This window comes from Perspicuibacillus lycopersici (assembly GCF_025660475.1).
Classification (GTDB): domain Bacteria; phylum Bacillota; class Bacilli; order Bacillales; family Caldibacillaceae; genus Perspicuibacillus; species Perspicuibacillus lycopersici.
Map to the genome: position 1 here is coordinate 61,594 of NZ_JAOUSF010000003.1, position 25,291 is coordinate 86,884.

23 protein-coding genes are annotated in these 25,291 nt (G+C 35.0%); 7 read left to right on the top strand and 16 right to left on the bottom strand.

Translation table 11 applies throughout. The features are described from left to right. Positions 1 to 105: 105 nt before the first annotated feature. From OEV98_RS08315 to OEV98_RS08360, 10 genes are all read right to left on the bottom strand, one after another. On the bottom strand, positions 106 to 729 hold the full coding sequence (locus tag OEV98_RS08315) for a ribonuclease H family protein (protein ID WP_263072804.1): 624 nt from the start codon (positions 727 to 729) through the stop codon (positions 106 to 108). Positions 730 to 802: 73 nt separating this feature from the next. Continuing rightward, entirely contained in the window at positions 803 to 1,111 is a 309-nt protein-coding gene (locus tag OEV98_RS08320) for an iron-sulfur cluster assembly accessory protein (protein ID WP_263072805.1), read from the bottom strand. A gap of 201 nt (positions 1,112 to 1,312) precedes the next feature. Next, positions 1,313 to 1,936, bottom strand: coding sequence for an NUDIX hydrolase (locus OEV98_RS08325; protein ID WP_263072806.1), 624 nt, complete (start codon positions 1,934 to 1,936; stop codon positions 1,313 to 1,315). Positions 1,937 to 2,203: 267 nt separating this feature from the next. Beyond that, positions 2,204 to 4,216, bottom strand: coding sequence for an ABC transporter ATP-binding protein (locus OEV98_RS08330; protein ID WP_263072807.1), 2,013 nt, complete (start codon positions 4,214 to 4,216; stop codon positions 2,204 to 2,206). Further along, a complete protein-coding gene (locus OEV98_RS08335; RefSeq protein WP_263072808.1) occupies positions 4,216 to 5,973 on the bottom strand; it encodes an ABC transporter ATP-binding protein in 1,758 nt (585 codons plus the stop codon). The genes OEV98_RS08330 and OEV98_RS08335 overlap by 1 nt, the downstream gene beginning before the upstream one ends. 783 nt (positions 5,974 to 6,756) lie before the next feature. Further along, positions 6,757 to 8,547: an ABC transporter ATP-binding protein gene (locus tag OEV98_RS08340; RefSeq protein WP_263072809.1), complete on the bottom strand. Its 1,791-nt coding sequence runs from the start codon at positions 8,545 to 8,547 to the stop codon at positions 6,757 to 6,759. Next, complete coding sequence (locus tag OEV98_RS08345) at positions 8,525 to 10,264, bottom strand: ABC transporter ATP-binding protein (protein ID WP_263072810.1); 1,740 nt, start codon at positions 10,262 to 10,264, stop codon at positions 8,525 to 8,527. Before OEV98_RS08345 ends, OEV98_RS08340 begins: the two co-directional genes overlap by 23 nt. A gap of 464 nt (positions 10,265 to 10,728) precedes the next feature. Further along, the gene (locus OEV98_RS08350; RefSeq protein ID WP_263072811.1) at positions 10,729 to 11,685 is read right to left on the bottom strand and encodes a Rossmann-fold NAD(P)-binding domain-containing protein; all 957 of its coding nucleotides are present in this window, start codon (positions 11,683 to 11,685) and stop codon (positions 10,729 to 10,731) included. Positions 11,686 to 11,804: 119 nt separating this feature from the next. Next, positions 11,805 to 12,557 carry a TraR/DksA C4-type zinc finger protein gene (locus OEV98_RS08355; protein WP_263072812.1) on the bottom strand — a complete coding sequence of 251 codons (753 nt, stop codon included), beginning with the start codon at positions 12,555 to 12,557 and terminating at the stop codon, positions 11,805 to 11,807. Positions 12,558 to 12,887: 330 nt separating this feature from the next. Further along, complete coding sequence (locus tag OEV98_RS08360; protein ID WP_263072813.1) at positions 12,888 to 13,715, bottom strand: metallophosphoesterase; 828 nt, start codon at positions 13,713 to 13,715, stop codon at positions 12,888 to 12,890. Positions 13,716 to 13,959: 244 nt separating this feature from the next. Here OEV98_RS08360 and OEV98_RS08365 point away from each other — a divergent pair, with 244 nt between their 5' ends. Continuing rightward, positions 13,960 to 14,202 (top strand): hypothetical protein, encoded by a 243-nt coding sequence (locus OEV98_RS08365; protein WP_263072814.1) that lies wholly within the window; start codon positions 13,960 to 13,962, stop codon positions 14,200 to 14,202. Between the two features lie 37 nt (positions 14,203 to 14,239). Here the strand turns inward: OEV98_RS08365 and OEV98_RS08370 are convergent, their stop codons facing one another. Then, the gene (locus tag OEV98_RS08370) at positions 14,240 to 14,716 is read right to left on the bottom strand and encodes a YndM family protein (protein ID WP_263072815.1); all 477 of its coding nucleotides are present in this window, start codon (positions 14,714 to 14,716) and stop codon (positions 14,240 to 14,242) included. A gap of 207 nt (positions 14,717 to 14,923) precedes the next feature. On the opposite strand from OEV98_RS08370, the gene msrA reads away from it, so the two are divergent. Beyond that, positions 14,924 to 15,472, top strand: a complete 549-nt coding sequence (gene msrA, locus OEV98_RS08375; protein ID WP_263072816.1) for a peptide-methionine (S)-S-oxide reductase MsrA — start codon at positions 14,924 to 14,926, stop codon at positions 15,470 to 15,472. Between the two features lie 193 nt (positions 15,473 to 15,665). On the opposite strand, the gene OEV98_RS08380 is transcribed toward msrA, so the two are convergent. From OEV98_RS08380 to OEV98_RS08390, 3 genes are read right to left on the bottom strand one after another with little or no spacing between them, the layout of a single operon-like run. Then, entirely contained in the window at positions 15,666 to 16,796 is a 1,131-nt protein-coding gene (locus tag OEV98_RS08380) for a bifunctional cystathionine gamma-lyase/homocysteine desulfhydrase (RefSeq protein ID WP_263072817.1), read from the bottom strand. Between the two features lie 30 nt (positions 16,797 to 16,826). Continuing rightward, positions 16,827 to 17,747: a PLP-dependent cysteine synthase family protein gene (locus OEV98_RS08385; RefSeq protein WP_263072818.1), complete on the bottom strand. Its 921-nt coding sequence runs from the start codon at positions 17,745 to 17,747 to the stop codon at positions 16,827 to 16,829. Between the two features lie 15 nt (positions 17,748 to 17,762). Next, on the bottom strand, positions 17,763 to 18,230 hold the full coding sequence (locus tag OEV98_RS08390) for an S-ribosylhomocysteine lyase (RefSeq protein WP_263072819.1): 468 nt from the start codon (positions 18,228 to 18,230) through the stop codon (positions 17,763 to 17,765). Between the two features lie 272 nt (positions 18,231 to 18,502). Here OEV98_RS08390 and OEV98_RS08395 point away from each other — a divergent pair, with 272 nt between their 5' ends. The 3 genes from OEV98_RS08395 to pepF all read left to right on the top strand — a co-directional run bounded on the left by OEV98_RS08395 (position 18,503) and on the right by pepF (position 22,496). Further along, on the top strand, positions 18,503 to 19,141 hold the full coding sequence (locus OEV98_RS08395; protein WP_263072820.1) for a class I SAM-dependent DNA methyltransferase: 639 nt from the start codon (positions 18,503 to 18,505) through the stop codon (positions 19,139 to 19,141). Between the two features lie 160 nt (positions 19,142 to 19,301). Beyond that, positions 19,302 to 20,492: an alanyl-tRNA editing protein gene (locus OEV98_RS08400; protein WP_263072821.1), complete on the top strand. Its 1,191-nt coding sequence runs from the start codon at positions 19,302 to 19,304 to the stop codon at positions 20,490 to 20,492. A gap of 180 nt (positions 20,493 to 20,672) precedes the next feature. Continuing rightward, entirely contained in the window at positions 20,673 to 22,496 is a 1,824-nt protein-coding gene (pepF, locus tag OEV98_RS08405) for an oligoendopeptidase F (protein ID WP_263072822.1), read from the top strand. A 50-nt stretch (positions 22,497 to 22,546) separates the two neighbouring features. Here pepF and mscL read toward each other — a convergent pair whose 3' ends face one another. Both mscL and OEV98_RS08415 read right to left on the bottom strand, forming a co-directional pair. After that, positions 22,547 to 22,945 (bottom strand): large-conductance mechanosensitive channel protein MscL, encoded by a 399-nt coding sequence (gene mscL, locus OEV98_RS08410; RefSeq protein WP_263072823.1) that lies wholly within the window; start codon positions 22,943 to 22,945, stop codon positions 22,547 to 22,549. A 252-nt stretch (positions 22,946 to 23,197) separates the two neighbouring features. Then, positions 23,198 to 23,335 carry a YuzL family protein gene (locus OEV98_RS08415; protein ID WP_317633811.1) on the bottom strand — a complete coding sequence of 46 codons (138 nt, stop codon included), beginning with the start codon at positions 23,333 to 23,335 and terminating at the stop codon, positions 23,198 to 23,200. 183 nt (positions 23,336 to 23,518) lie between these two features. Here OEV98_RS08415 and OEV98_RS08420 point away from each other — a divergent pair, with 183 nt between their 5' ends. Next, the gene (locus OEV98_RS08420; RefSeq protein ID WP_263072826.1) at positions 23,519 to 24,121 is read left to right on the top strand and encodes a YkoP family protein; all 603 of its coding nucleotides are present in this window, start codon (positions 23,519 to 23,521) and stop codon (positions 24,119 to 24,121) included. Positions 24,122 to 24,136: 15 nt separating this feature from the next. Beyond that, complete coding sequence (locus OEV98_RS08425; RefSeq protein ID WP_263072827.1) at positions 24,137 to 25,267, top strand: MGDG synthase family glycosyltransferase; 1,131 nt, start codon at positions 24,137 to 24,139, stop codon at positions 25,265 to 25,267. Positions 25,268 to 25,291: the final 24 nt, after the last annotated feature.

Here is a 25,291-nt window from a genome sequence, read left to right on the forward strand (position 1 = left end):
TAAACGTAATAGAGTAAGAATGGAAAAGCAGTTATTTTACAAAAAATGTCCATTTAAAAAAAGACGCTCCCATTGGAACGTCTTTTTCCTAGACTATGTATAGTGTTATTTCCTGCCAAAATCTGCTTTTATTTCTCCCCAATGCTCTGTTTCCCACTTCATGATTTGATTAGAATACGTATTTTCTGCTAACCACTTTTCTGCACGGGAAATGAGTGACCAAACTTGTTCCGTTGCTTTAGTTTTCGCAAGCGAAGTATTCGCCTTCTTCATATTCACCCATTTAATAGCAGTTTGCGAGTCGGAGTATATCGGCATGTTCGACTGGCGTTCCTTTAAATACCCTAAGCCATGGACGATTGCAAGGAATTCCCCGATATTATTGGTCCCTGTTATTGGGCCAAAATGAAATATCGTTTCTCCAGTTTTCGTTGATACCCCTTTATATTCCATTGGACCAGGATTTCCACTGCACGCTGCATCTACTGATATACTCTCTGGATTGTAATGAGACGGGCTAGCCGATGTACGTTGTCCACCGCTTTTCTTTCCTGTACCATTATAATATGCTTCCCATCCACTTTTTAACGCTATGTTTGCCTCAGCTCGAGTGGAAAAAGCTTTATATTTAGCTCCGGGTACACCACTTACATATTGCTTACATTCATCCCAAGAAGTAAATATTCCAGTTTTCTTGCCTTTCCAAATGACATAAAATTTCGATTTCACCTAATAACCTCCGACTAGCATTCATATCGAATAAAGATATATTCGAAATTCTTAATAGCTCCAAACAAATGGATTAGTGTACGTGACGATGCTGATGACCTTTTGTTGGATTGGTAATAACGAATTCTTCCTGTGGAACATAGAAAAATTGAATCCAGACCCCATCTAACCATTCATTACGTGAATCTAATAGAACATCAATCCCTTTGTCTGTTTTTACAATTTCATCATGTTCATTTGGAACATCAAATGTATAATCGTAATGGGCATGATCTCCATGTAAATGAGAAACTACTACACGAACCATTTTCCCTTTATTTTCTTCAAGCTCTAATTGTTTTTGTAATTGTTTTGCTGCGTTTTTATTTATTTTGCATTTCATGTTTCTATACACTCCTTAGCTAGTATCTATTGATAGTTGGAAAAACTTTACTTAAACTCCTGTGAATATTAAAGCATATTTAGTCGTAGGTTACAACTTTGAGCAACCGCTTCGATAGGTCATTCCATTAATACATCCAAATAGTTACCTACATAAATAATCCCGATCTTTACCTTCATAAGGAAAACTTTTTACATAAACTTATGTTTCATTTATTAACATTAAAAAATCTCGAAGAATTGCTGCTGTTAATCCCCATATACAATAGTCTTTATAGAAATAGAAATATTCTTTCATATCCGTTGTTTTCCATTGATAGTTTTCCCCGCCTGGGATTAAGTGGAAAGGGAAATTTTTATCAGGAATTACTTGAAAATGAATGGAATGCATTTCTGGCTCAATATTTAATAAGTAATCTAACGGAACCATAAATGTTTCTTTTACTTCACTTGGATTCGCTTGGATTTTTGAGGGATCGGTGATAATACCTACAAATGGATAGATTATTCTACCTGCGGCATGTTGAACGCTATAATCAAGTGGTTTTACATTTTGGATCGTATGCAGTGGAATTCCTAATTCTTCAGAAGTTTCCCTTATGGCTGCGTCCATTGGACTTAAATCATCGGGATCCACATGTCCTCCCGGGAAGCATATTTCTCCTGGTTGATTCCTTAATTCTAGGGAACGTACCTCAAACAATATATGAATCTGTTCCTCTAGCATAACAAGTGGTATTAATATACCATACGAGCGATACCGTTCGTCCCGTTTTTCTTTCAGGTTATGTCCTTCTAGACGATGCATTATTTTCTCAAAATCCATCGTTACCTTCCTTTCTGGATTACTTCAATTGAATAATAAATAATTCAATCTATCTTATCAAATGTAGTTTTTTATTGTATGTGCTAGAAAACATGAATCATTGTCCATCTAAAGTAATACTTACTTTTATTTCTTCTAATGATACCATCAATTGGCTAAAAAAGAAGTCGATTTTTGTTAGTAGAGATAATTTTCCTTAGATTTAATAACCTCTTTACTATATAAAAAGACTTCCATCCGCTAGGACAGAAGTCAAAATTTGTAAAATTATCCTACTTGATTTAAAGATTGGCCTTGTTGTAATTGATACATTTGATAATACTTTCCTTTTCTTTCCATTAGTTGTTCGTGGTTTCCTTGTTCGACAATTCTCCCACGATCAAGAACTAATATTTGATCTGCGTTTTTAATGGTGGAAAGACGATGAGCGATAATGAATGTTGTACGTCCTTCTTTCAGTACATTCATCGCATTTTGGATAATTGCTTCTGTTTCCGTATCAATATTCGAAGTCGCCTCATCTAATATTAAGATTGCCGGATTAAATGCAAGCGCACGTGCAAAGGAAATTAACTGTCTTTGCCCAGATGAAAGCGTACTTCCCTTTTCAATAACCGGTTCATCCAAACCTTTTTCCAGCTGTCTTAATACATTATCCGCACCAACCGCTCGTAAGGCAGCCTCAGCATTTTCCCTTGTAATCCGTGGATCATTTAAGCTTACATTGGAATAAATGGTTCCTGTGAATAAATACGGCTCCTGTAAAACAATTGCCATGTGCTCACGAATCGTTTGCAATGGAATATCCTTAATATTCATACCATCAATGATGATTTCCCCTTGGTTACAATCGTAAAAACGGAATAATAAATTCATTACCGAACTTTTCCCTGATCCGGTATGACCGACAAGGGCAACTGTTTCTCCTTGTTTTGCTTCAAAGTGAATATCTTTTAATACATATTCATCTTCTTTATAACCGAAATATACATGGTTGAAGGACACATTACCTTTGTAACGAGGAATTTTCTCATCACTAATCGGGGTTCCCTCTTCATCTAGTAAACGAAATACGCGTTCCCCTGCGACAAGTGCTTGCTCTAAATTCGATAATTGATTCATAATATTATTAATCGGATTAAACAAGCGATTAATATAATCTACATACGCATAAAGAACACCTATCGTAATGGTCGTTTGAATACTTAAAGCTTCCTTACCGAAATACCAAATAAAACCGACAAAAATGATATTCTTCATTAATCCAACCATATTATGAGAGGATAATGAATTTAACGTTAACAATTTATTTTGATAATCAAAATGCGTTTTATTTAATTCTTCAAATTCTTTTTCAGTCTTTTTCTGACGATTAAATGCACGAATTATCGCTATCCCTTGAATCGATTCATTTATCATCGCATTAATTTCACTTATTTTGGAACGAATCATTTGATTATATTTCGATGCATATTTTCGATAAATATACATCCAAATAATCATTAACGGCATCAATAGCAGAAAAATAAGAGCCAATGTACTATCTAAAATAAACATTGCTGTATAAATTCCGACTAAGTATACGATACCAGTAAAGAAATTTGATAATACGGCAACATATAAATCTCGAATAGCCTCCGTATCATTTGTTATTCTCGAAACTACTTTACCAGCTGGTAAATTGTCAAAATAGGAAATTGGTAATGTTTGAATCTTTTGAAACGTATCATTTCGCATTTTTTGAATGATCCGATTTGATGCCTTTTGTAAAAAGTAAGATTGACCATAATTGAATATCCCTGCAACGACAAATAGTCCAAAATATATGCCAATTAATAAAATAATTGGTGAGAGCTCTGGTCCATAAAAATTCATCGTATCAGCAATCGATAATTTTTCCGCTTCCACTGTTAATTCCTGATCCGCAAGCTTAATCGTTAATAAACCATTTTCAAAAGAACGCTCCCCTTCAAATGGTACTTCTTCTGGAGTGAAATAGAAGTTTCTACCTATTTGAACAATAGTAGCTATCTCACCATGTTCATCCGTTTCCGTATATTCACTTCTAGTATAAACATTTCCTTCAAAATTCACGGATTTATCATTTGCTTCTGTTTCATACCAATGGTCTTCAATCCCTAATATATGATCATCAATTAAGCTTTTCGCAACAAACGGTCCGATGACATCACTGGCAACCGCTACCGAAAGCATAATTAATGCTGTAATTATGATACTTTTAAACTGTAATGCATATTTAAATAATCGTTTGGCAACCATTAGATCTCCACCTCCTCTTTATCTGGCTGTTGTATTTGTTGGCGATCAAATTGCTCTTTGTACCATCCATTATTTTCCACTAAGTCTTGATGTGTTCCCTCTTCTATTATTTTTCCTTCATCAAGTACAACTATCCAATGTGCATGCTCAACCGCTGATAGCCGGTGGGTTGTGATAATGGTTGTTTTACCTTCACGTTCTTGCTTTAAGTTTTGAATGATTTTTGCTTCTGTTTTTGCATCTACTGCAGACAGAGCATCATCTAATATTAGTAATTCCGGGTTTTTAATTAATGCACGAGCGATAGAAATACGTTGCTTCTGACCCCCAGATAACGCTACTCCTTTTTCTCCAACGAGTGTTTGTAATCCGTTTGGAAGAATATCCAAATCTTTTTTAAAATCCGCCAATTCCATCGCTTTTTCTAAATCTTCATCGGAAGCATCTTCTTTACCAAATAATATATTTTCTTTTACTGACCTTGAAAATAAAAATTGATCTTGCGGAACATAGCCAATCCAGTCTCTTACGTCTTCCTTTGCTTGTTGTTCGATCGAAACACCTGCTAACTTCAGATTGCCAGAGCCTAATGGATATTCACGTAAAAGCTGTTTAATTAATGTCGTTTTTCCGCTTCCCGTTTTTCCTACAATACCAATCGTTTCTCCACGATTAATTTGCAAGGAAAGACTTTCTAAGTTCTTCACATTAGAAGAAGGATATTGAAAGTTTAATTTACTAAATTCTACATTTGAAAGCTCATCAATCGTTTTTAGCTTTTCTTGATTTGGAACATCGTCTTGATAATCTAATGTCTCTTGTACCCGATCAAGGGAGGCATTTCCACGCTGCATTACATTAATAAGTTCCCCTATGGCAAACATTGGCCATGTTAACATCCCTAAATACACATTAAATGCAACAAGCTCACCTAATGTAATTTGTTGTTGAAATACTAAGTACGTACCATACGATAATCCGATACAATAGCTTAGTCCGGTTAATATTCTAGAAATCGGATGGAAATAGGCATCAATTTTTTCAACAATCATATTCTTTTTGAATACATCCTCGGTTGTTTCAGCGAAGCGTTTTTCTTCTGCACGCTCTTGATTATACGCACGGATAACACGTACCCCGGCAACCGATTCCAATACTCCATCATTCATATCGCCAAAGGCATCCTGTGCTACCATGTAATGCTTATGAATTTTATCTCCTAAAATTTTCATTGTTATAGCTAATAATGGCAAAGGGATTACTGCTGCAATCGTTAATTGCCAGGATACGAGAAATCCCATCGTTAATAAAATCGTAAACATATATAAGGTAGAATCCACTAATGTTAAAATCCCAAACCCAGCAGTAACGGATACGGATTTTAAATCATTTGTTGCTCTTGCCATCAAATCACCAGTTTTATTTTTTTCGTAAAAAATCGGTGACATTTTTAATAAATGGTTCATTAATTTGGAGCGTAATGTTTTTTCCACTATAAATGCTCCACCAAATAAATTATATTGCCATTTAAAGGTGACAAAGTAATTAAGAATGGCACCAATTAATAGCATTCCTACATATAAAATAAATTTGTCATTCGTAAACGTATTTAAAAAAATTGAATCAATTGCGGAACCGATAACCATTGGCGGGATTACTTCAAATACGTTAGCAATAATTAATAATAGAACTGCAACAGTATATCTCTTCCAATATTCTTTAAAAAACCAACCTAATTTTGTTAGTACACTAAACATGCTGTCTCACTCCTTTGAAATTTGGGCCACATTTCACAATCCACTATCCACTTTCCGTATCCATTAGTTTTCTAGTCATTAATCGTTTTACGACACGCATAAACATCTCCCCTTAAGTATTAGTTTAAAAACCTTTCATTTTATATGAGAACAGTGAAAACTGTAATCTCCTTGGAAAAATTTACAAAACATACATTTTTTAGAAACAAAAAAACATCATTTGCTTCTTTTATGAGAACAAATGATGTTTCATGTAAAAAAGACGCAAGGGCATATTCATAGCCTGCGTCTTAAAAAAGTCAATAAGTAGAATGGATTACTTTACATCACATAGTTTTTAAGATAGAAAATTGGCAAGCTATGATCATATTTAATTTTATGTTGTTATTTAACGCTAATTTAATCATGACCATAACCTCCCTTTCGATAATTTTGTAAATATTTTAACCATAAAGAATCATATCATTATATCAAAAACTATGTCAATGGATTTTTTCAATATTTTCCACTTTTTTTATTAAAGGCTGTTTTACACAACAAGGAGATCAAACAGATCGTATTTCAGCAACAATTCCATCCAGAAATGAGAAAAAAACCGATAACGTGATATGCTACCCATAAGGAAGACAGATTTTTTCTAATCATGATAAATATCAAAAACGACTAAACTGCTTCAGCCCTTTAGAATACAGAGCTAAAGCCGCTTAGCTTAATATATTATTTTCACTGTTTACTCAACGGGTACAGTTCAACGTCTCCCAATGCCTTTCGTCGACAATCAAATTATCCTACTTCTTTTTCTCCATTATTGTATAAGCTAAAATAAAATCCTCTTTTAGTAAGTAATGTTTCATGGTTTCCTTTTTCGATTATTTTTCCTGCTTGTAACACTAAAATTTGGTTTGCGTGTTGGATAGTATTTAATCGATGGGCGATAACAAACGTTGTACGGTTTTTCATTAGTCGTTGCAATGCTTCTTGAATTTTAATTTCCGTAACAGTATCGATATTACTAGTTGCCTCGTCTAAGATTAAAATACTCGGGTCTCTAAGTATTGCCCTTGCAATCGATAATAATTGCTTTTGTCCTTGGCTAATCCCACTTCCATCCTGACTAAGCATTGTGTCATATCCATTTGGAAGTCTACTAATGAACTTATGTGCATTTGCTTGTTTAGCTGCTTCGATTACTTCCTCATCTGTTGCGTTTAAGCGACCATAACGAATATTTTCACGTATCGTACCTTCAAATAGGAAAACGTCTTGAAGTACAAACCCCATTGCTCTCCGTAAACTTTTTCTCGTCATTTGTTGAATAGATATTCCATCAATCGTAATTGTTCCTTGATTCGGTTCATAAAACCTGGATAGTAAATTGATGATTGTTGATTTACCTGCACCAGTTGGTCCAACTAATGCGACTGTTTCTCCTGGAGATACAAGGAAATTGGCGTCTGTTATTGTGTTGCCATCCTTTTCATAGGAAAAGCTAACATTTGTGAACTCCACTTTTCCTTTAAAGGCATTTACGTCACTGGCATCTGCTTCATCGTTTTCTTCAATATTCATATCTAAAATATCAAATACTCTTTCCGCACCAGCAATGGCTGATAAAAGTGTATTAAACTGGTTGGCTAAATCATTTAGCGGCCTTGTAAACTGACGAGCATATTCTGTAAATGCTACCATGACACCAATCGTAACAATATCATGAATAGCAAATATCCCACCAGCAAAGGCAATAATAGCAAAGCCTAAGTTGTTAAGCATATTCATTAATTTAGGAATAAATCCCGAATATGTTTGTGCCCAATAACCTGCTTTCCGTAGGTTTGTACTCTTCTCGAGAAACTCATCCATAACATAGGACTCTTGGGAAAAGGTTTTGATAATTTTTTGACCGGAAACTGTTTCTTCAATAAATCCATTCAAGTCACCTAAATAACGTTGTTGCTTTTTAAACAATTTACTTGTTCGTTTCGTTATCCATTTCATACCATAGAACATTAATGGCACTATGATTAACGTTATTAATGTTAAAAGTGGACTAAGATATACCATTACCGAAATGGTTCCTAAAAGAGTTAAAACACTTGAGAACACTTGGATAACAGAGCTATTTAAAGTAGAGCTTACATTGTCCATATCATTTGTTACCCTGCTCATTAGTTCCCCATGCTGCCGCTTATCAAAGAAAGAGATCGGTAAGCTTTGAAAATGTTCAAATAGGCGCTTCCGCATAGAGAAGACGGTTTCCTGTGCAATTCCAATCATCCAATAGTTTTGTAAAAAGGTCGTTAACGAATAGAAAAAATATACACTAGCTAATCCTACTAATAATGGAATTAAACCAGATGATACTTTCTCGTAAATAAATTGGTCAATCGCCTTTCCGATCAAGAAGGGACCGGCAATACCTAAAAGGGCATTGATTAGTACTAGCAATAGGACACAAATTAATAATCCTTTTTTATTGGAAAGCTCCATCCATAATCTCTTCACAGTGTCGAAGCTTACATTTTTCCCATCTGTTTGCTCGATCGTTTTTTTGTTATTTATTCGCTGCAGTGGCATTTTCTTTTCGCTCCTCTCTATTTTGAGATTGGAATATTTTTTGATATAGAGAAGATGTCGATAGTAGTTCTTCATGTGTACCTTTTGCAATTAATTCCCCTTCATCTAGAAGCAATATTAAATCTGCATGCTGTGCCGTAGTAATTTTTTGGGTAATAATTAACATCGTGCAGTCATATCCCCTAATAGCCTCTAGTAATTTTTGCTCCGTCTTCAAATCCAATGCACTTGTACTATCGTCTAATAACAATATTTTCGGTTTTCTTACTAATGCTCGAGCAATCGACAGTCGCTGCTTCTGTCCACCTGATAAATTAACACCTTTTTGACCGACAATCGTATCATATTGTTTAGGAAATTGCATAATGGAATCATGAATTTGTGCATCCTGTGCTGCTTGTTCTATTTCCTCCATAGTAGCTTCTCGTTTCCCCCATGCAATATTTTCTTTTATCGTCCCTGTAAAGAGAAAGGACTCTTGCGGTACATAGCCAATTTGCTGGCGCAGTACTTGTGCAGGAAAGCGACGAACATCTTGATTGTCGATGTAGACTTCCCCTTCTTTCGCTTCAAAAAGTCTTGGTATCAATTGAAAAAGTGAGGTTTTTCCTGACCCTGTAGCGCCTAAAATAGCAACTGTTTCACCTGCCTGAACAGAAAACGATAGATTCGAAATCGCATTGGCGTGATCTTCAAAATATTGAAAGCTAACATTTTTAAACTCGATTGCACCTTTTAAAGTCGCATTTGCTGAATCTTGAGCTTCAACATCTACTTCTTCTTCCATTTGCAGCACTTCATTTATTCGGTCACTCGATGCTTTCGCACGAGAAAATGCCATAATAATAAAGGTTAGCATTGATAATGCATTGGTAATTCTTGTCCCATAATTAACAATTGCCACGATTTCTCCAGCTTGGGCACCGCCAAAGGACATTTCCCGATTTCCATACCATAGGATTAGAACAATACAAAAATTCATCAACAATAACAACAATGGTGCTGTTAATTCGATAAAACGTAGTGTCTTCATCGTCGTATTTTTTAAGTTACGATTTACTGTAACAAATCGATTTTGTTCAAACGAGCGATTATAAAATGCCTTTACTAACCGAATGCCAATTAAATTCTCACGCATCACACTATTGACACGGTCTAATTTTTTTTGAACCGATTGGAAGAAGACAAATCCTTTTCTCATAATAAAAATTAAAAACACTACTAATAGCGGAATCGCTACGACAAAAATAAGGGCAAGCTTTGCATGAACAAATAATGCCATAACGGTACCAAAAATGATAAGTAGTGGAGATCGTAATGCTATCCGTAAACTCATGAAAAGCACATTTTGGATTTGCGTAACATCATTTGTTAACCTCGTAATAAAGGAGGAGGTAGGAAATTGATTCAAGCTTGAAAATGGCAATCTTTGAATTTTCGCATATACGTTTTTCCGAATATCGTATCCTAAATTTTGCCCTGCATAGTAAGCAATATATGAGTTTGATATCCCTGAAGCAAATGCGAGTAAGCTAATCCCAATTAATACCAATCCCAAAACAGTAACCGTATGAAGATCCGCTTGTAATACTCCTTCATCAATTATTTTTGCCATTAAAAGCGGGGAAACTAATTCCACCATAAGTTCAATCAACATCAAAATCCACGCAATAATCATTGCGATTCGGTAAGGCTTTATCAAAGACATAACTTTCATATTAATACTTCCCCCACCATCTAAAGTTGCAGCATTCTTTATCTAGAATGGAACATCCAAAGATCCCTCATTTTAGTTTTTTAGATTCACGAAATATATTTTAGTTTATCATAACTGAAAATTCTTTTCATTATTAATAATTCCTTTTATTAATTAATATCACTCATTTCTCCACAGCCAAAAAAACAATCCTTTGATTGCGTCAGAATGTGGACAAACCAACCAAATGATTGTGCATAATTAGAAATCCTCACAATCGTATTTACGTGGTCTTAAAAAATTGTCTATGCAGCGATGCTTACGTTTGCTGCCATGAATTTGAAAAAATTAGCAAATTGGACTTGGCAACTTGCTTGAAAGGACTCAACCGCAATTCCATTTAAAAATGCCAAAAGACATCCTCTCGATGCCTTTTGTCGACAATCTGAAGCAATCCTTTAAATTTCCAGTTGCTAACTTATATCTTATTTTATATGTTTCATTGCTCGAATCATGTCCGCCACAATCATGACAGCAACTTCATTTTTACTAAGCTCGTTCGGAAATTCTAACGGATTTATATTTTTCGGGATGGATCTTGTTCCTAATAATTGGCGAAGCTTTCCCTTCTTTGCAGGGAGTCCAACATAATATGGCCGTTCCAATCTGTAACTAGCAATACTGTTTTGACGTATCACCTCAGCAGTAAATAATACAAAATCATATGATCGGAACTGAATTCTTTTTATACTTTCTGCAATTTCCTCGTTAATAAACTGGATACAAGCAGGGAACCGGCTTTTTGTACAAATTGCTTCCCGCTCATCGACAAGGATTGGTTTGAATCCAATATCTGCAGCATATTGTGAGATAGCTTGTGTGAATCGATTGGCTCCAATTAGAAACAAGCGGGGATTCGGCCAAAATAAATAATAAAAAATTTGTTCTTCTTCATATTGCTTTGCACCAATCACCTTTTCGAATGGATTTGCCCGAAAAGGAATATGTTTGATTTCAAATGGAATATCCCCTGCCCAACTTCCAAATCGCTTTCCCTCTTCTGTAATAAACAAATATTCGTCTTTCGTTTTATTTTCTGCCCACTTACTAATGAATAATATCGATTGTCCCTGGGCTACAAGTTGCTGATATAAATCAAAGTAATCCTGTAGTTTTCCAGTGATTGGCTGAATGTATAACAGCAAACTATTAGTATCATGATTGTGTTTAATTGTTAAAAACCTGCTATTTTCTACATGGATATGATTATTTTCCTCTAGATAATCTTGAATAAATAATGCCTCTTCCTCCATTTTTTCGTTTCCAATAACGAAAAAGTCTCCTTGTCGAAATGAATGATTATCTGATTTTACAATAAAAACAAGTATTTTTTGTGTTTGTTTAGAAATTCCTTGTGAAGCTATTCCTAGTGATTTGTTCATTCTCCACTACCCTTTCGTACAAGTTTTATTACTATCATACGAAAGAAGCCCACCGTTCATGTTATGCATCAAGTTTTATCCAAAAAAAAAGACTGCTCATAATTAGCAGTCTATATTGGTTAATCTTCTACATACGGTTCTCTTTCTGAAGGTGGCAAATCACCAAAAATAGTCATTGTTCCCTCTTCATCTAGTTCCTCTTCATATAAATTGTGCTGACGATTAGGATAGACCGTCACATTTTTTCCATACATGTCTACCCCAACGAAGTTTTCATAATCTTCTACATACCCTATATTCTCATCGGACTCGATATTTGTATCATTGTAATGCTCAGGAGGATCGACAAAATCCTGTGGTGTTTCACTAGTTCCCCATGAAGCAACCTCCTGCCAAGAATCCTCTGAATCAAAGGTAAGACCCTCATCTGCAGAATCATCAAAATTAAACTTACCATATGGTGGCATTAAAACTCCCTCTTCTAGCGGTCGTTCATGAGATGTTACTTGATCTGGGCTATGTTCCTTACAATAAGTAGTAGTTGGTAATGCCTCTAAACGCGCAAATGGAATTTCTTTCCCACATACTTCACATGTACCGTACGTACCTTCCTCTATTGCATGCAATGCTTTTTCTACATTTTTCAAATGATTTTGTTCGTGCTCATTTAGGGCAACATCTTTTCCTCTTTCAAATAATTCGGTTCCCTCGTCGGCAGGATGATTATCATAACTAGATAATTCACCTACTGATTCATGGTAATGGCCCTTATTCAAATCAAAATGATCATTTGAACGAAAGCGTTCTTCAATTTCTGCTTTTTCTTGTTGTAATATGGAGCGGAAGGTAGATATTTGACTTTCGGTTAGCATAGATGACGCTCCTTCCTACTAGTATATAATTAGTATGTTGCTTTTGCCCGGAAACATAATTGTCAATTTGAGGAGATTTCTTCATGAATATTTCCAAAAACTTTTGAATATTATTTCCTAGGCAAGCGCAAAATTCGATAAAATATGTAGAAATTGTTCGAAACATGCGATTTTGTCGAATCGCTTGTCCATTGTTTATCTTATTATATAGTATGTACATTTATGAAAGATGTTTACGTATCATTTATTCCTATATTCAGTTTGCAATTTGGATATTTAATCTATTCTATTGAAGTCACCACGTCTATAACAAAAAAGCCAAGGACTGGACTATCCTTGACTTGATTGATTCCCAATTTGATGGAAGGTTACCTCTGGTCTAGAACCGACACGGATATTTAATCCGGTTTGCCCTAAGCCCTCACTAATATAAAATGGTTTCCCTTTATGATAATGCAGCCCTTTAATTACCTTTTGTCTCGCAAGCTTCCCCATTTTTGCTAAATGATACGGTTTTGGCCAATGAATTTGTCCGCCATGGAAATGTCCAGATAGTAAATAATCGAATGGAATATTCGGCATTTCTAACACGACATTTGGATCATGCGTTAACACAAGATTATATCCTTCTTGCAAATCTCGAAAAGAATCATTAATATTACTGCGCTTCGTACTATAATCATCAATACCAATAATATTTACTATATCTCCATCCACTGTTAACGATATATGTTCATTTTGCAATGTGATACATCCATTAGATTCCAATACATCTTTTAATTGTGCAAAATGGTTTCCTTTTAATACATAATCATGATTTCCAAAAACTGCATACATTCCATAGCGAGGATTTAATTGTTTTAATGCTTGAATATACGGAACTAGCTTCGGAATTGTTCGTTTCCTGTCTAAAAAGTCCCCTGTTAAAGCAATAAGATCAATCTGTTGATTTTGTGCCATTAGTACAATTTCCTCTGGCGTTACAGATATATTTTCCAAGTGTATATCAGATAAATGAAAAATGGTTAATTTATTTATAAGTTTATTCGTTTGAGGGATTGCGATGGATTGTATATTCACTTTTTTTGTGTTTTGATAAGCTTTAAAAAACAACATACTGATGATGACAATTGCCGTAATGACTAAATATAAATTCATTTGTTTCCCCCCTACTTCCTACAGTATAGGGGACAACTAATTAGTTATATAGTGGGAGTTGATGGTAAATGAATTTGCCACGTATAATACAGGTAGCATAGAAAACAAAGAACCAATCCAGTTTTATCATCGATTCCCTGTTTCCACCATATTCTGATGGGAATTCCTCGCATACTATTGTTCATTTGTTAAAAAATAAGCAAGGTAAGGGAAGCAATAAAAATTTGTTAAAGAGGTGAAACCTATGAATACAAAGCGATTGATGAGAACAATGAATGTAAATAAAGTAATGGCGATGTTACCAAACCAACGAAAAAAAAGTCGAAACAAATGGTTATTTTCCTTATTAGGCTTAGGTCTTGCTGGCGGAGCAGTATACAGCATGTCTAAAGGGAAAAGTAATAATAGTAACAAAGCGATACAAAATATTATGAAGCAAATCACGAATAAGAAAATAGGTTCCCCTACATTAGCCAATAATTCATAAGGAAAAAAGGAAACAGACCGAGATCTGTTTCCTTTCCTTATTCTTTTTCCTCTTTTTTAGTATTGACTCCAGTATTCACTTCAGGATATGTTTCTTCTGCCATTTCTGTTTGATAGGCAGGTGTTGCCTTTGTGCGGTAATTTACGGATGGTTTCCGATCCTTTGGTTCATTTAAAACACTACGTACTAAATACGCATGGAAGAAGATTTCTCCAACAGTAATTAATACTGCAGATAGAAAGCTTGCTACACCTAGCCTTATCGTTTCATCAATAAACATACTCCCTAATAACCAAATACCGAAAAATGCAAGTCCAAAATCTGCAATCGTTGCAGTTAAATTTCCCGCCTTTGGGAGCACAAACAAATCACCGATTACATATGCTGCAATCGTTAAAATCAAACTGATGGTTAAGATCTCTCCAAAAGATACTCCATAAACAAAACCTAAAATAATCGATAAAACAGCAAGTATCATGACAAACTTGTAGAGAAGGGCACGTAGATGCTTCATAATATCCTCCTTTCCTTTTTATTCATGATTAGATTGAGTAATTTCCTCCAATTTTATTCAATTTACCATAAATTTTGTTTTTCTAAATCGGTAATTACTACGTATTCGAAATAAATTTATTGCATATTTGGTTTTTGATGGTACAATTTATATTGTTTACTAATTAATAAATCTATTTTCGGAATATTATTATATGGAGTTGGTTTAATGGATACTAATTTGGAAAAAGCTACATTTGCTGGCGGATGTTTTTGGTGTATGGTAAAGCCATTTGATAAATGGAATGGGGTTAAAAGCGTTATTTCTGGCTACTCAGGCGGTGAAATTGAAAACCCTACTTACGAACAAGTAAAATCAGGAACAACTGGACATTATGAAGTCGTACAAATTACTTATGACCCAGATATCATTTCTTACCCAACAATTTTAAATATTTACTGGCAACAAATTGATCCAACTGATGCAGAAGGACAATTCCATGATCGTGGAAGCTCCTATCGCACTGCTATTTTTTATCATTCTGAAAAACAAAAACAAATCGCATTAAAATCGAAGGAAGATTTGAATAAAAGTGGTCGTTTTTCTAAACCCGTTGTAACTCCTATCTTACCAGCCGCACCGTTTTATGCTGCAGAAGATTACCATCAAGATTTTTATAAGAAAAATCCTGAAGAATATGAAGAAGATCGAGCAAAATCCGGAAGAGATCAATTTATTAGTGAACATTGGGGAAAGAAATCTGTAAGTGCAAAATAATACATTTTCTATTATTTCTTTTTGAAAATGTAGGCGAATTCAAAATGAATTCGTCTTTTTATTTAACTGTTTTCTTATCGAATGTTGTTACAAAAGAAGCTGCACAGACTAAATACACTCCGATATCCCTTCGAACGTTCGTGATAATGTAAATTTATGAGGAAAAAAGCTGCCCAACAGGACAGCTCCTCGCTTATTGTAAAGCATTGGATAAATCTTCTATTAAATCATCTACATCTTCTAGGCCAACAGAAATTCGTAGTAGTCCTTCTGTAATACCTAGTTCCTCTCTTCTTTCTTTTGGAATAGAAGCATGGGTCATTCTTGCCGGTAAAGAAATTAAGCTTTCCACTGCGCCAAGACTTTCTGCTAGCGTGAATAGTTCTGTTTTCGCTAACAATTGATCTGCTAATTCTGAGCTACCTATATCAAAGGAAATCATACCGCCAAAGCCATTCGACTGATGTTTATGAATGTCATGACCCGGATGATTTGTGAAACCAGGATAGTATACTTTTTGTACCTTTGGATGTGATTGTAGAAATTCCGCAATTTTAGAACTGCTTTGTTCGATTTCCTCCATGCGAATCGCTAACGTTTTGATGCCACGGATAAGCAACCAACTATCCTGTGGTCCGAGAATTGCTCCGACAGAATTTTGAATAAAGTGAATATCTTCCTTTAATTTTTCACTATTGACGACAACAATACCTGCTACTACATCGCTATGTCCACCTAAATATTTGGTAGCACTATGAACGACAATATCTGCACCATGGGCAATCGGATTTTGCCAATATGGTGTAGCAAACGTATTATCGACAATTGTCAATAATCCGTTCTCTTTAGCAATAGCAGCAATCGCTTTTATATCGGTAATTTTTAATAACGGGTTCGTTGGTGTTTCAATATAAATTGCTTTTGTATTCGGTTGAATAGAAGCAATGACTTTATCCTTGTCACTTGTATCGACAAAAGTAACATCTATCTTATATTTGCTCATTACTTTTGTCATGTAGCGAAATGTCCCACCATATACATCATCGGTTGCAATAATATGATCTCCACTGGAAAATAATTGCATAACAGAGGAAATAGCTGCCATTCCGGATCCAAATGCAAATCCAGCAACACCACCTTCTAGGTCGCGAACTAACTGCTCCAATGCTTCGCGAGTTGGGTTTCCAGTTCTGGCATATTCATATTTAAAATTTCCGATACCATCTTGTTTAAAGGTACTAGCATGGGAAATAGGGATAGACACCGCACCTGTTGCTTTATCCACGGAAATACCACCGTGAATCATTACTGTTTTCTTACGCAATTTGCGTCTCCTCCTATATTTTGTGAAAAGTTATTTGTAATCGTATATATGCTTCGAAAAATATCGTTCACTACTATCTGGAAAAATTACCACAATGTTTGAACCAGCTTCAGCTTTTGCTGCTTCCTGTAGTGCTGCTTCATATGCTGCTCCAGATGAACTACCTACTAGCATTCCTTCATTGATTGCTAATTCCTTCACTCTTTGGAAGGCATCGACATCTTTTATCGTGTATATTGCATCAAAATAGCTTTCGTCCAAAAATGGCGGAATAAATTCAAGACCAATTCCTTCTGTATCATGTGTTCCAGCATTTCCACCATTTAAAATTGATCCTTGTGGTTCAACAATAACCGTTTTTGTACTTGGGTAATATTCTTTTAAATATTTCGCACAGCCTGCAAATGTTCCTCCACTTCCAGCTCCTGCAACAAATATATCGACATTGCCATTTAAATCACGGATTAATTCTGGACCAAGAGATTCATAATAGGCTCTTGGGTTCGCTTCATTTTCAAATTGCATTGGACAGAAGGAATCTGGTATTTCCAATTGAAGCTCTTTTGCCTTTTGGATCGCACCAGTCATCCCTAGCTCTGATGGTGTATTTATCACTGTTGCACCAAGTGCTTTCATCAATTCTTGCTTTTCTTGGCTAAATTTTTCTGGCACGACACAAATCACCTTTATATTCGTTTGGATTGCTGCCATTGCAAGCCCAATACCGGTATTCCCTGCTGTAGGTTCAATGATTGTACCATTTTGCGAAATTTTCTTTTGATGGATAGCATCCTTTACAAGCATCCTACCTAGTCGATCTTTAATACTGCCACCTGGGTTAAAATACTCTAGCTTGGCATAAATCGTAACTTTTTCTTGAAATGGATTTTTTTGAATTTTCACTAATGGTGTCTGACCGATAAGCTGTTGAACATTTTCAAAATATGTCACGAGTCATTCAATCCTTTATGCAAATACATGTGGCCATGCTGCTTTATTTTCTAGCATTTTACTTGCAATTGCTTGTGCTCCTTCAAGACTGTGACTTGCAGCCCATCCGCATTGGACTTCATTGCAAGCTGGTACCTCTGTCGCATGAACAACATCTGTTAACGTTTTTTCTAGCAATTGTAAAAAGGAGTCAAACTCCCCATCATTAATAATCGATACGTAAAAACCAGTTTGGCAGCCCATCGGACTAACATCAAATATCGTTTGATGGTGATTACGAATATGTTCTGCCATTAAGTGTTCTAAAGAATGAAGTGCTGGCATTTCCATATGCTCTTTGTTTGGTTGGCAAAAGCGTACATCATATTTATAGATTTTGTCCCCATTCGCTCCTTCACTAACACTTGCTAGCCGGACATAAGGAGCTTTTACTTTTGTGTGATCTAAATTAAAACTTTCGACGTTCATTTTTTTCACTTGCATTGAAATACCTCCAATAATAGCTCAATTTAAATCCTACTAATATAGTATGTTTTTTACTATCCATTGTCAAAATTTAATTTTTTCTTAGATTCCTATTTCAAAAGAGAAGAGGAAAAACTAGCAGATTTTTTTAGTACGAATGAAGTTATCCATCGCAAGCTAATCACTTACAATATAAACAGTGCAGAGATTGACAAAAGGAATGTTAATTCATACTATACAGATAGGAATAATTTGATTTTAAAATTTGAAAGCCTTTGGAGGAAATGATGATGGGACGAGAATTTGATCAACTATTTGACCAATGGGCATTAACCTATGATGATACAGTATACGGAACTGATGAACAATATAAAGAAGTTTTTAGTAACTATGAGGAAATTTTAGACGAAGTGGCAAAATTATCTCTAGGATCTGTACTAGAATTTGGTGTTGGTACTGGAAATTTAACGAAAAGATTACTTAATCGTGAACATAAAGTAATTGGAATTGAACCATCAAAAGAAATGCGCAAAATTGCAAAACAAAAACTACCTCATTTGCAAATAATGGAAGGCGATTTTTTGGCTTACCCGAAAATTTCCGAACCCATCGAAACAATTGTAAGTACTTATGCCTTTCACCATTTAACAGATGAAGAAAAACAAACTGCAATTAAACGCTACGCAAACATGTTAAGTACTGGGAATAAGATTGTTTTTGCAGATACAATGTTTGTTTCCGACCAGGCAAAGCAGGAAATGATTGATCAAGCAAAAATCAATCAATTTCACCGGTTAGCAGAGGATTTACAAACCGAGTACTATACTACTCTACCTATTCTCGAAGAATTTTTTCAATTGGAAAACTTTACTGTTCATTTCACGAAAAAGAATCCATTTGTTTGGATATTAGAGGCAGTGAAAAAATAACACTTCTTTTTTTTCCCTATCCCCTATTTGAGGCAAACAACACTTGTCGCTTCGATAATAGATGGATAGGGATTTTCTTCTATACAACTTGTCAATTATATTTTCGAAATCTTTTTCCTATTATATAATGAACAAATACATAGTCGAAAGGATGATTTAGTTGACGAATAAATTATATTATACAGATCCATTCATCTATCAATGGAAAACAGAAATAACCGCTTCCGAAAATAAAAATGGCACTTGGGAAATCACCTTGAAAGATACTGCCTTCTATCCAGAAGGTGGTGGGCAACCATGCGATTTAGGAACAATTGATGGAATAGAAGTCCTAGCTGTTAGGAAAGAACAGGATGAAGTAATCCATATATTAAACGAAAAACCTAATCGTACACTTGTAAATTGCTCGTTAAATAAAGAACGCAGAATTGAACATACCCAGCACCATAGTGGGCAACATTTATTATCAGCAGTTTGTGTTGAACTTTATGATATCGGAACGGTTTCCTTTCATTTAAGCAATGATACAGCTACCATTGACTTGAATACTCCTTCTTTGTCTCGACAACAGCTACTTAATATAGAAGCAAGAGTGAATGATTATATTTATGAAAACCGAAAAATCAATGTATTTTATATAAATACGAACGAAGCTAGTAAATATGCCCTCCGTAAGGTTCCGAGCGGTCATGAACAGCTTCGCATTGTGCAAATTGAAGGTATTGAATACAATGCCTGCGGTGGAACACATGTCCAAACAACTAGTCAAATTGGATTACTGAAGCTCATGAAAACAGAAAAGCATCGCGGACATGTACGCCTATTTTTCAGCTGTGGCATGCGGTTACTGAAGGATTATTCGAAAAAAAATGAATGGGTAAGTTCCATAGCCAATCGATTATCCTCCCCGCCCGAGAAGCTTCCAGAAAAAATTGAAAAGCTACTAAGCGATAACAAAGAAGCTAGCCAGAAATATAATGCTTTATTTGAGGAACTTTCCTATGAAATTGCTCAAAAATTACTATCCGAGCAAGAGGATGGTCCATTTATTTCTACTATTTTTGATCAGTACTCGATAAAAGAACTGGAAATAATTGCACGAAATATAACCAATCAAAGTGATAAAACGGTTGTTTTTGCTTCCACACTAGAAAACAAAATACTTCTATTACATAACGGGACAAGCCCTTTGCACTGTGGTCAAATAATTAAAAATCATGCAGCTGCTTTTTCTGGTAAAGGTGGCGGAGATGCGAAAAAGGCTCAAGCGTTCTTCTCTGATATAGAACAACTAAAACAATTTATAGAATTTGTAACAACAAATCTAGTACAAGCAGAAAAAATCGAATAAAGTTTAGTCGTAATCGCAGCTACAAATAGTACAAAAATAGGAATAAAAATTTAAATTCTATCTTTACTAATTTATTTAAAAATTTGTAAAAATAGATGTACAAACAATAATTCTCCTGTATAATATTTTTTATTAGCGACTCGAAATATTCGAACGCATGGATAAAAGGGGGAATTGTCTATGACAACAAATACTGCTAGTAAGCGGTGGGCACGAAGTGAGGTACCAGAACACTTAACATGGGACTTAACGGATTTATTTCCTACTCGCGAAGCATGGGAGTCAGAATTACAAGCAATTATAGAAGCTCTTCCATCAGTAACTAATTATGCCGGAAAATTAGGTGAGAGTGCCGATACATTACTCGCTTGCTTAGAAAACTATGAAGCATTACAACGTCGTGTTATTTTAGTTGGAACATATGCTAGCTTACGAAATTCTGCGGACGGAAGCGATCCGGTCATTCAAGCGGATGCAGGAAAGGTCGCTTCTTTCTATGCACAGTTAAATTCGGAGCTTTCCTTCTTAAAATCAGAGATATTGCAGCTTGAGGACGGATTAGTGGAACGTTGCTTATCTGAGCAACCGAAATTGGCCGATTTCCGTTTACTACTCGATGATATACTTGTAACAAAGCCGTATACACTTTCTGCTGAAACCGAAAAAGTATTAGCTGCATTAAGTGAAGTACATAGTGCACCATATACCATTTACAATCGCAGTAAGCTTTCAGATATGGAGTTTGCTTCGATTACTGCTGAAAGCGGCGAACAGTTGCCAATGTCATTTGCTTTGTATGAAGATAAGTATGAAATTTCTAGCAGTACCTCGATCCGTAGAAAAGCATATGAATCTTTTGTAAACACATTAAAGCAATACAAAAATACGTTTGCTACTGCTTACGCAACAGAAGTAAAGAAACAAGTAACTTTAGCGAAGCTAAGAAACTATCCTTCCGTTACGGATATGCTATTACAACCGCAAAAAGTAACGAAGGTTATGTACAATAATCAACTAGATATCATTAAAAATGAACTCGCACCACATATGCGCAAATTTGCGAGATTAAAGAAAGAAATACTTGGATTGGATAAACTATTATTTTGTGACTTAAAAGCACCACTTGATTCTGAATTCAATCCATCAACAACCTATGAAGAAGCTAGTGAAATATTACTAGATGCATTATCGATCATGGGTGAAGAGTATACGGAAATCATCAAAAAAGGCTTAACAGAGCGTTGGGTAGATTTAGCTGATAATGTCGGAAAATCAACTGGTGCTTTTTGCTCTAGTCCATATGGTGCACATCCATATATTTTAATTACTTGGACAGATTCTATGAGAAGCGCATTCGTTCTTGCCCATGAGCTAGGTCATGCTGGACATTTTTATTTAGCTGGTCATAATCAACGATTAGTGAATACTCGACCATCGATGTATTTTGTTGAGGCTCCATCGACAATGAATGAGCTGTTATTAGCACAGCATCTCCTTGCCAAAACGGACAGTAACGAAATGCGTCGTTGGGTTATTTTACAGCTTTTAGGAACGTACTATCACAATTTTGTTACCCATCTTTTAGAAGGAGCTTATCAACGCGAAGTATATGAATGGGCAGAAAAAGGGAATCCAATTACTGCTACAGCACTTACGAAAATAAAAGGTGATATTTTAAAAGTATTTTGGGGAGAAGAAGTAGAAATTGATGAAGGTGCAGCACTTACTTGGATGCGCCAGCCACACTACTATATGGGATTATATCCTTATACGTACTCTGCAGGACTTACGATATCCACTGCCGTTGCAGAAAAAATGAAAACAGAGGGGCAACCAGTTCGCAATGAGTGGCTAGAAGTATTAAAATCCGGTGGAACACTATCCCCTCTTGATCTTGCGAAAAAAGCAGGTGTCGATATGTCTACTCCGGAACCGATTCGCCAAGCAGTTGCCTATGTTGGTACATTAGTAGATGAATTAGTAAAAAGCTACGAAACTGAATAATTTTTCCATTGTTAAAAAACAGTCCGCAAAAAATGTGGACTGTTTTTTCATTATTCATGTCCCTGACTATTACTTCTTTCTTTTAGTAAATCCCGAATTTCTGTTAATAATTGTTGCTCCATGGAAATATTTTTAGCTTCCTCCTTCTTTTCAGCTGCCTCTTCTTTTTCTCGAAAAGTCTTTATTTTATTTATTACTTTTACGACAATGAAGAGCGAAAATCCAATAATTAAGAAATCTAATATTGATTGGATAAAACTTCCGTATTTAATTTGTTTAAAGTGTAATTCAGAAAAATCACCCTTCCCAATAAAAAGACCAAATATCGGCATAATTAAATCATTCACTAAAGAACTCACGATTTTATTGAATGCTGTCCCGATTAAAACACCGACCGCTAAATCAAGAACATTTCCTTTCATCGCAAATTCCTTAAATTCTTTCCACATGTTATTCCGCCCTTTCCGTTCCTATGTTCCTATAAGTTTTTCTTTATCAATCAAGTAAGGGATTGCAAAATATGTATATCCACGATTCCATCACTCATCCTTTGGAAGAATTGGATAAAAATATCATATCATATCGTTTGGATTGTATTAATCCAATTTGACTCCATTTATCCCAATATCCCTTTATTTATGCTTCAAATCAAGAAAAACGGAAACTAACTTGCAGTTTCCGTTTCTTCTCAAATGACTATCCTAATATCGCTTTTGTTTTTTTCTGGCTGAGGAAGCCTTTTTTCCTTTTTCTTCGCTGGTTGTTCCCTGTCCTATTGTTTCGGATGGATTAAGTCCAATAGTCGATGCATCCGCTTTTCTTTTTGCCAACTTGTTCACCTCCCTCATAAATTTCTACAGCATTTTTATAGTAGGCAACAATAGTAATTTCATGCGCACGGAAAACAATCGAAAATAAGGCATACTTTACTTAACAATGAACATAATACGAACAGATTCATTACAATAATGACTGAAAAAATTTTTTTAGAAGAATACTTGGAAAGAAAGGTGTTTGCTTTTATGCGTAATTTAATTTTATTGTGCTGGCGGCTGATTGACCCATTTTATTATTTTTTTTCGAGACTTACCTATATCAAAAATGGAGAAAATATATTTCGTGTCCGACTCACGAAATATAAAGGCTATAATGTCACATTAGCTGATGGAACAACGATTCATAAAAATGATCTATTAATAAAGATACATTTACATAATGTCAAATTACTTTCTGAACTTTTATCAATTCAAGATGATTTTCAAAAAGGGAAATTATTTTACCATTCCATTAAAAAGTCCCTCCCAGAATTAGCAAATTATGTACAAAATCATCCAAAGAAAGAACAAATAAAAGGAATTATCGGGATAACTTCCTTAAAATTTGGGAATAATCGCCTCGGTTTTGAAACCCATGCCATTCAAAATAGCGTATATAGAAAAATGAAATGGCTAGCATTTCTACCAATAAACCTACTATCTTTAAGTATTTTGCAGCACAATCAGAAAAAAACGAGTGAACCTGCTTATATTTTTATTAGTAAAGATATTTTACTCACAAAACATTTGCAACAACATATGCAGCAAGAAGCCATTAGCTTTGATCGAAAAGTAATGACTAGTCACTAATAAAGGAGTAGTCCCATGATAAAAAAGGTCTTATTTTTACCTTTTATGCAAATACCATCAGGGCATCAACAAGCAGCAGATGCATTAATCTCACATTTTCATAATCATGATTCTACCATTGAATGTGAAAAAGTCGATGTATTCTCCTATAGCTACGGAGTATTAGAAAAGCTTCTATCGGGATTTTATTTAAAATGGATCCATACCTTTCCTAGCTCATATAGCTTCCTTTACCGTACAATGGTCTGGAAAAATATAGATATTGAAAAGGATTTTTATTTATATGAGCTATTTTTTGAACGGCAGCTAGAGCAAATCATCCAATCAAAAGCACCAGATTGTATCGTTTGTACTCATGCCCTTCCATCAAGACTGCTAAGCAAAATGAAGCAGGCAGGTAAGCTTTCTATTCCTGTATTTAATATATATACAGACTTTTTCATTCATCGCGGCTGGGGCATAAAAGAAATTGACGGACATTTCGTCTCCACAGGAAAAATGAAAAATTTCTTATTAAGTAAAAACGTCCATAAGGAGCAAATTCATTTCACGGGAATTCCAGTACATCCATTATTAAAAAAGCGTCCCCTAATTCCAGAACAGCCAAAATCTAAAGCAAATATTTTAATATCTGGGGGGAGTATGGGGGCAGGAAATCTTGAGAAGCTAATCAACAATTTACAGCATCATAAACGCATTCATTATTTTATTCTCTGTGGAAAAAATCGTACGTTATATAATCGAATCAAACAACTTCATTCGAAACATTTAACACCTATTCCATATATTCAATCCCGGAGAATAATGGATTTAATTTATAACCAGGTAGATTTAATTATTACAAAGCCTGGTGGTGTAACAATAACGGAATGTATTCAGAAAAAAATCCCGATTTTTATTTACGATAAACTACCTGGACAAGAAGAAATAAATTTTGACGAATTACGTACTTTAGGGATTATCCATGAAAGTCAGCATTGGCAAAGTGCCGGTGGAGTTACAGAGGAAATTTTAAATTTCTTGTTTGAACCAAAGGTTTTAAGCAAGTATTATCATTCCTTGTATCTGTATGAAATGAGTAAAATGGAAGAAGCCCCCCTTCAAGTCATATTATCAACCATGCAAAATAAAAATTTATCGAAATAGGACAAGACTTCATCTTCCTTGCAT

Bases quoted from the DNA above. Each gene is read 5' to 3' on its own strand.
- OEV98_RS08325 (WP_263072806.1), bottom strand. From the start codon at position 1,936: ATGGATTTTGAGAAAATAATGCATCGTCTAGAAGGACATAACCTGAAA.
- OEV98_RS08340 (WP_263072809.1), bottom strand. From the start codon at position 8,547: ATGCCACTGCAGCGAATAAATAACAAAAAAACGATCGAGCAAACAGAT.
- OEV98_RS08370 (WP_263072815.1), bottom strand. From the start codon at position 14,716: ATGAAGCATCTACGTGCCCTTCTCTACAAGTTTGTCATGATACTTGCT.
- pepF (WP_263072822.1), top strand. From the start codon at position 20,673: ATGACAACAAATACTGCTAGTAAGCGGTGGGCACGAAGTGAGGTACCA.
- OEV98_RS08420 (WP_263072826.1), top strand. From the start codon at position 23,519: ATGCGTAATTTAATTTTATTGTGCTGGCGGCTGATTGACCCATTTTAT.
- OEV98_RS08335 (WP_263072808.1), bottom strand. From the start codon at position 5,973: ATGTTTAGTGTACTAACAAAATTAGGTTGGTTTTTTAAAGAATATTGG.
- OEV98_RS08360 (WP_263072813.1), bottom strand. From the start codon at position 13,715: ATGAATTTATATTTAGTCATTACGGCAATTGTCATCATCAGTATGTTG.
- OEV98_RS08365 (WP_263072814.1), top strand. From the start codon at position 13,960: ATGAATACAAAGCGATTGATGAGAACAATGAATGTAAATAAAGTAATG.
- OEV98_RS08330 (WP_263072807.1), bottom strand. From the start codon at position 4,216: ATGGTTGCCAAACGATTATTTAAATATGCATTACAGTTTAAAAGTATC.
- OEV98_RS08350 (WP_263072811.1), bottom strand. From the start codon at position 11,685: ATGAACAAATCACTAGGAATAGCTTCACAAGGAATTTCTAAACAAACA.
- OEV98_RS08345 (WP_263072810.1), bottom strand. From the start codon at position 10,264: ATGAAAGTTATGTCTTTGATAAAGCCTTACCGAATCGCAATGATTATT.
- msrA (WP_263072816.1), top strand. From the start codon at position 14,924: ATGGATACTAATTTGGAAAAAGCTACATTTGCTGGCGGATGTTTTTGG.
- OEV98_RS08390 (WP_263072819.1), bottom strand. From the start codon at position 18,230: ATGCAAGTGAAAAAAATGAACGTCGAAAGTTTTAATTTAGATCACACA.
- mscL (WP_263072823.1), bottom strand. From the start codon at position 22,945: ATGTGGAAAGAATTTAAGGAATTTGCGATGAAAGGAAATGTTCTTGAT.
- OEV98_RS08355 (WP_263072812.1), bottom strand. From the start codon at position 12,557: ATGCTAACCGAAAGTCAAATATCTACCTTCCGCTCCATATTACAACAA.
- OEV98_RS08320 (WP_263072805.1), bottom strand. From the start codon at position 1,111: ATGAAATGCAAAATAAATAAAAACGCAGCAAAACAATTACAAAAACAA.
- OEV98_RS08395 (WP_263072820.1), top strand. From the start codon at position 18,503: ATGGGACGAGAATTTGATCAACTATTTGACCAATGGGCATTAACCTAT.
- OEV98_RS08425 (WP_263072827.1), top strand. From the start codon at position 24,137: ATGATAAAAAAGGTCTTATTTTTACCTTTTATGCAAATACCATCAGGG.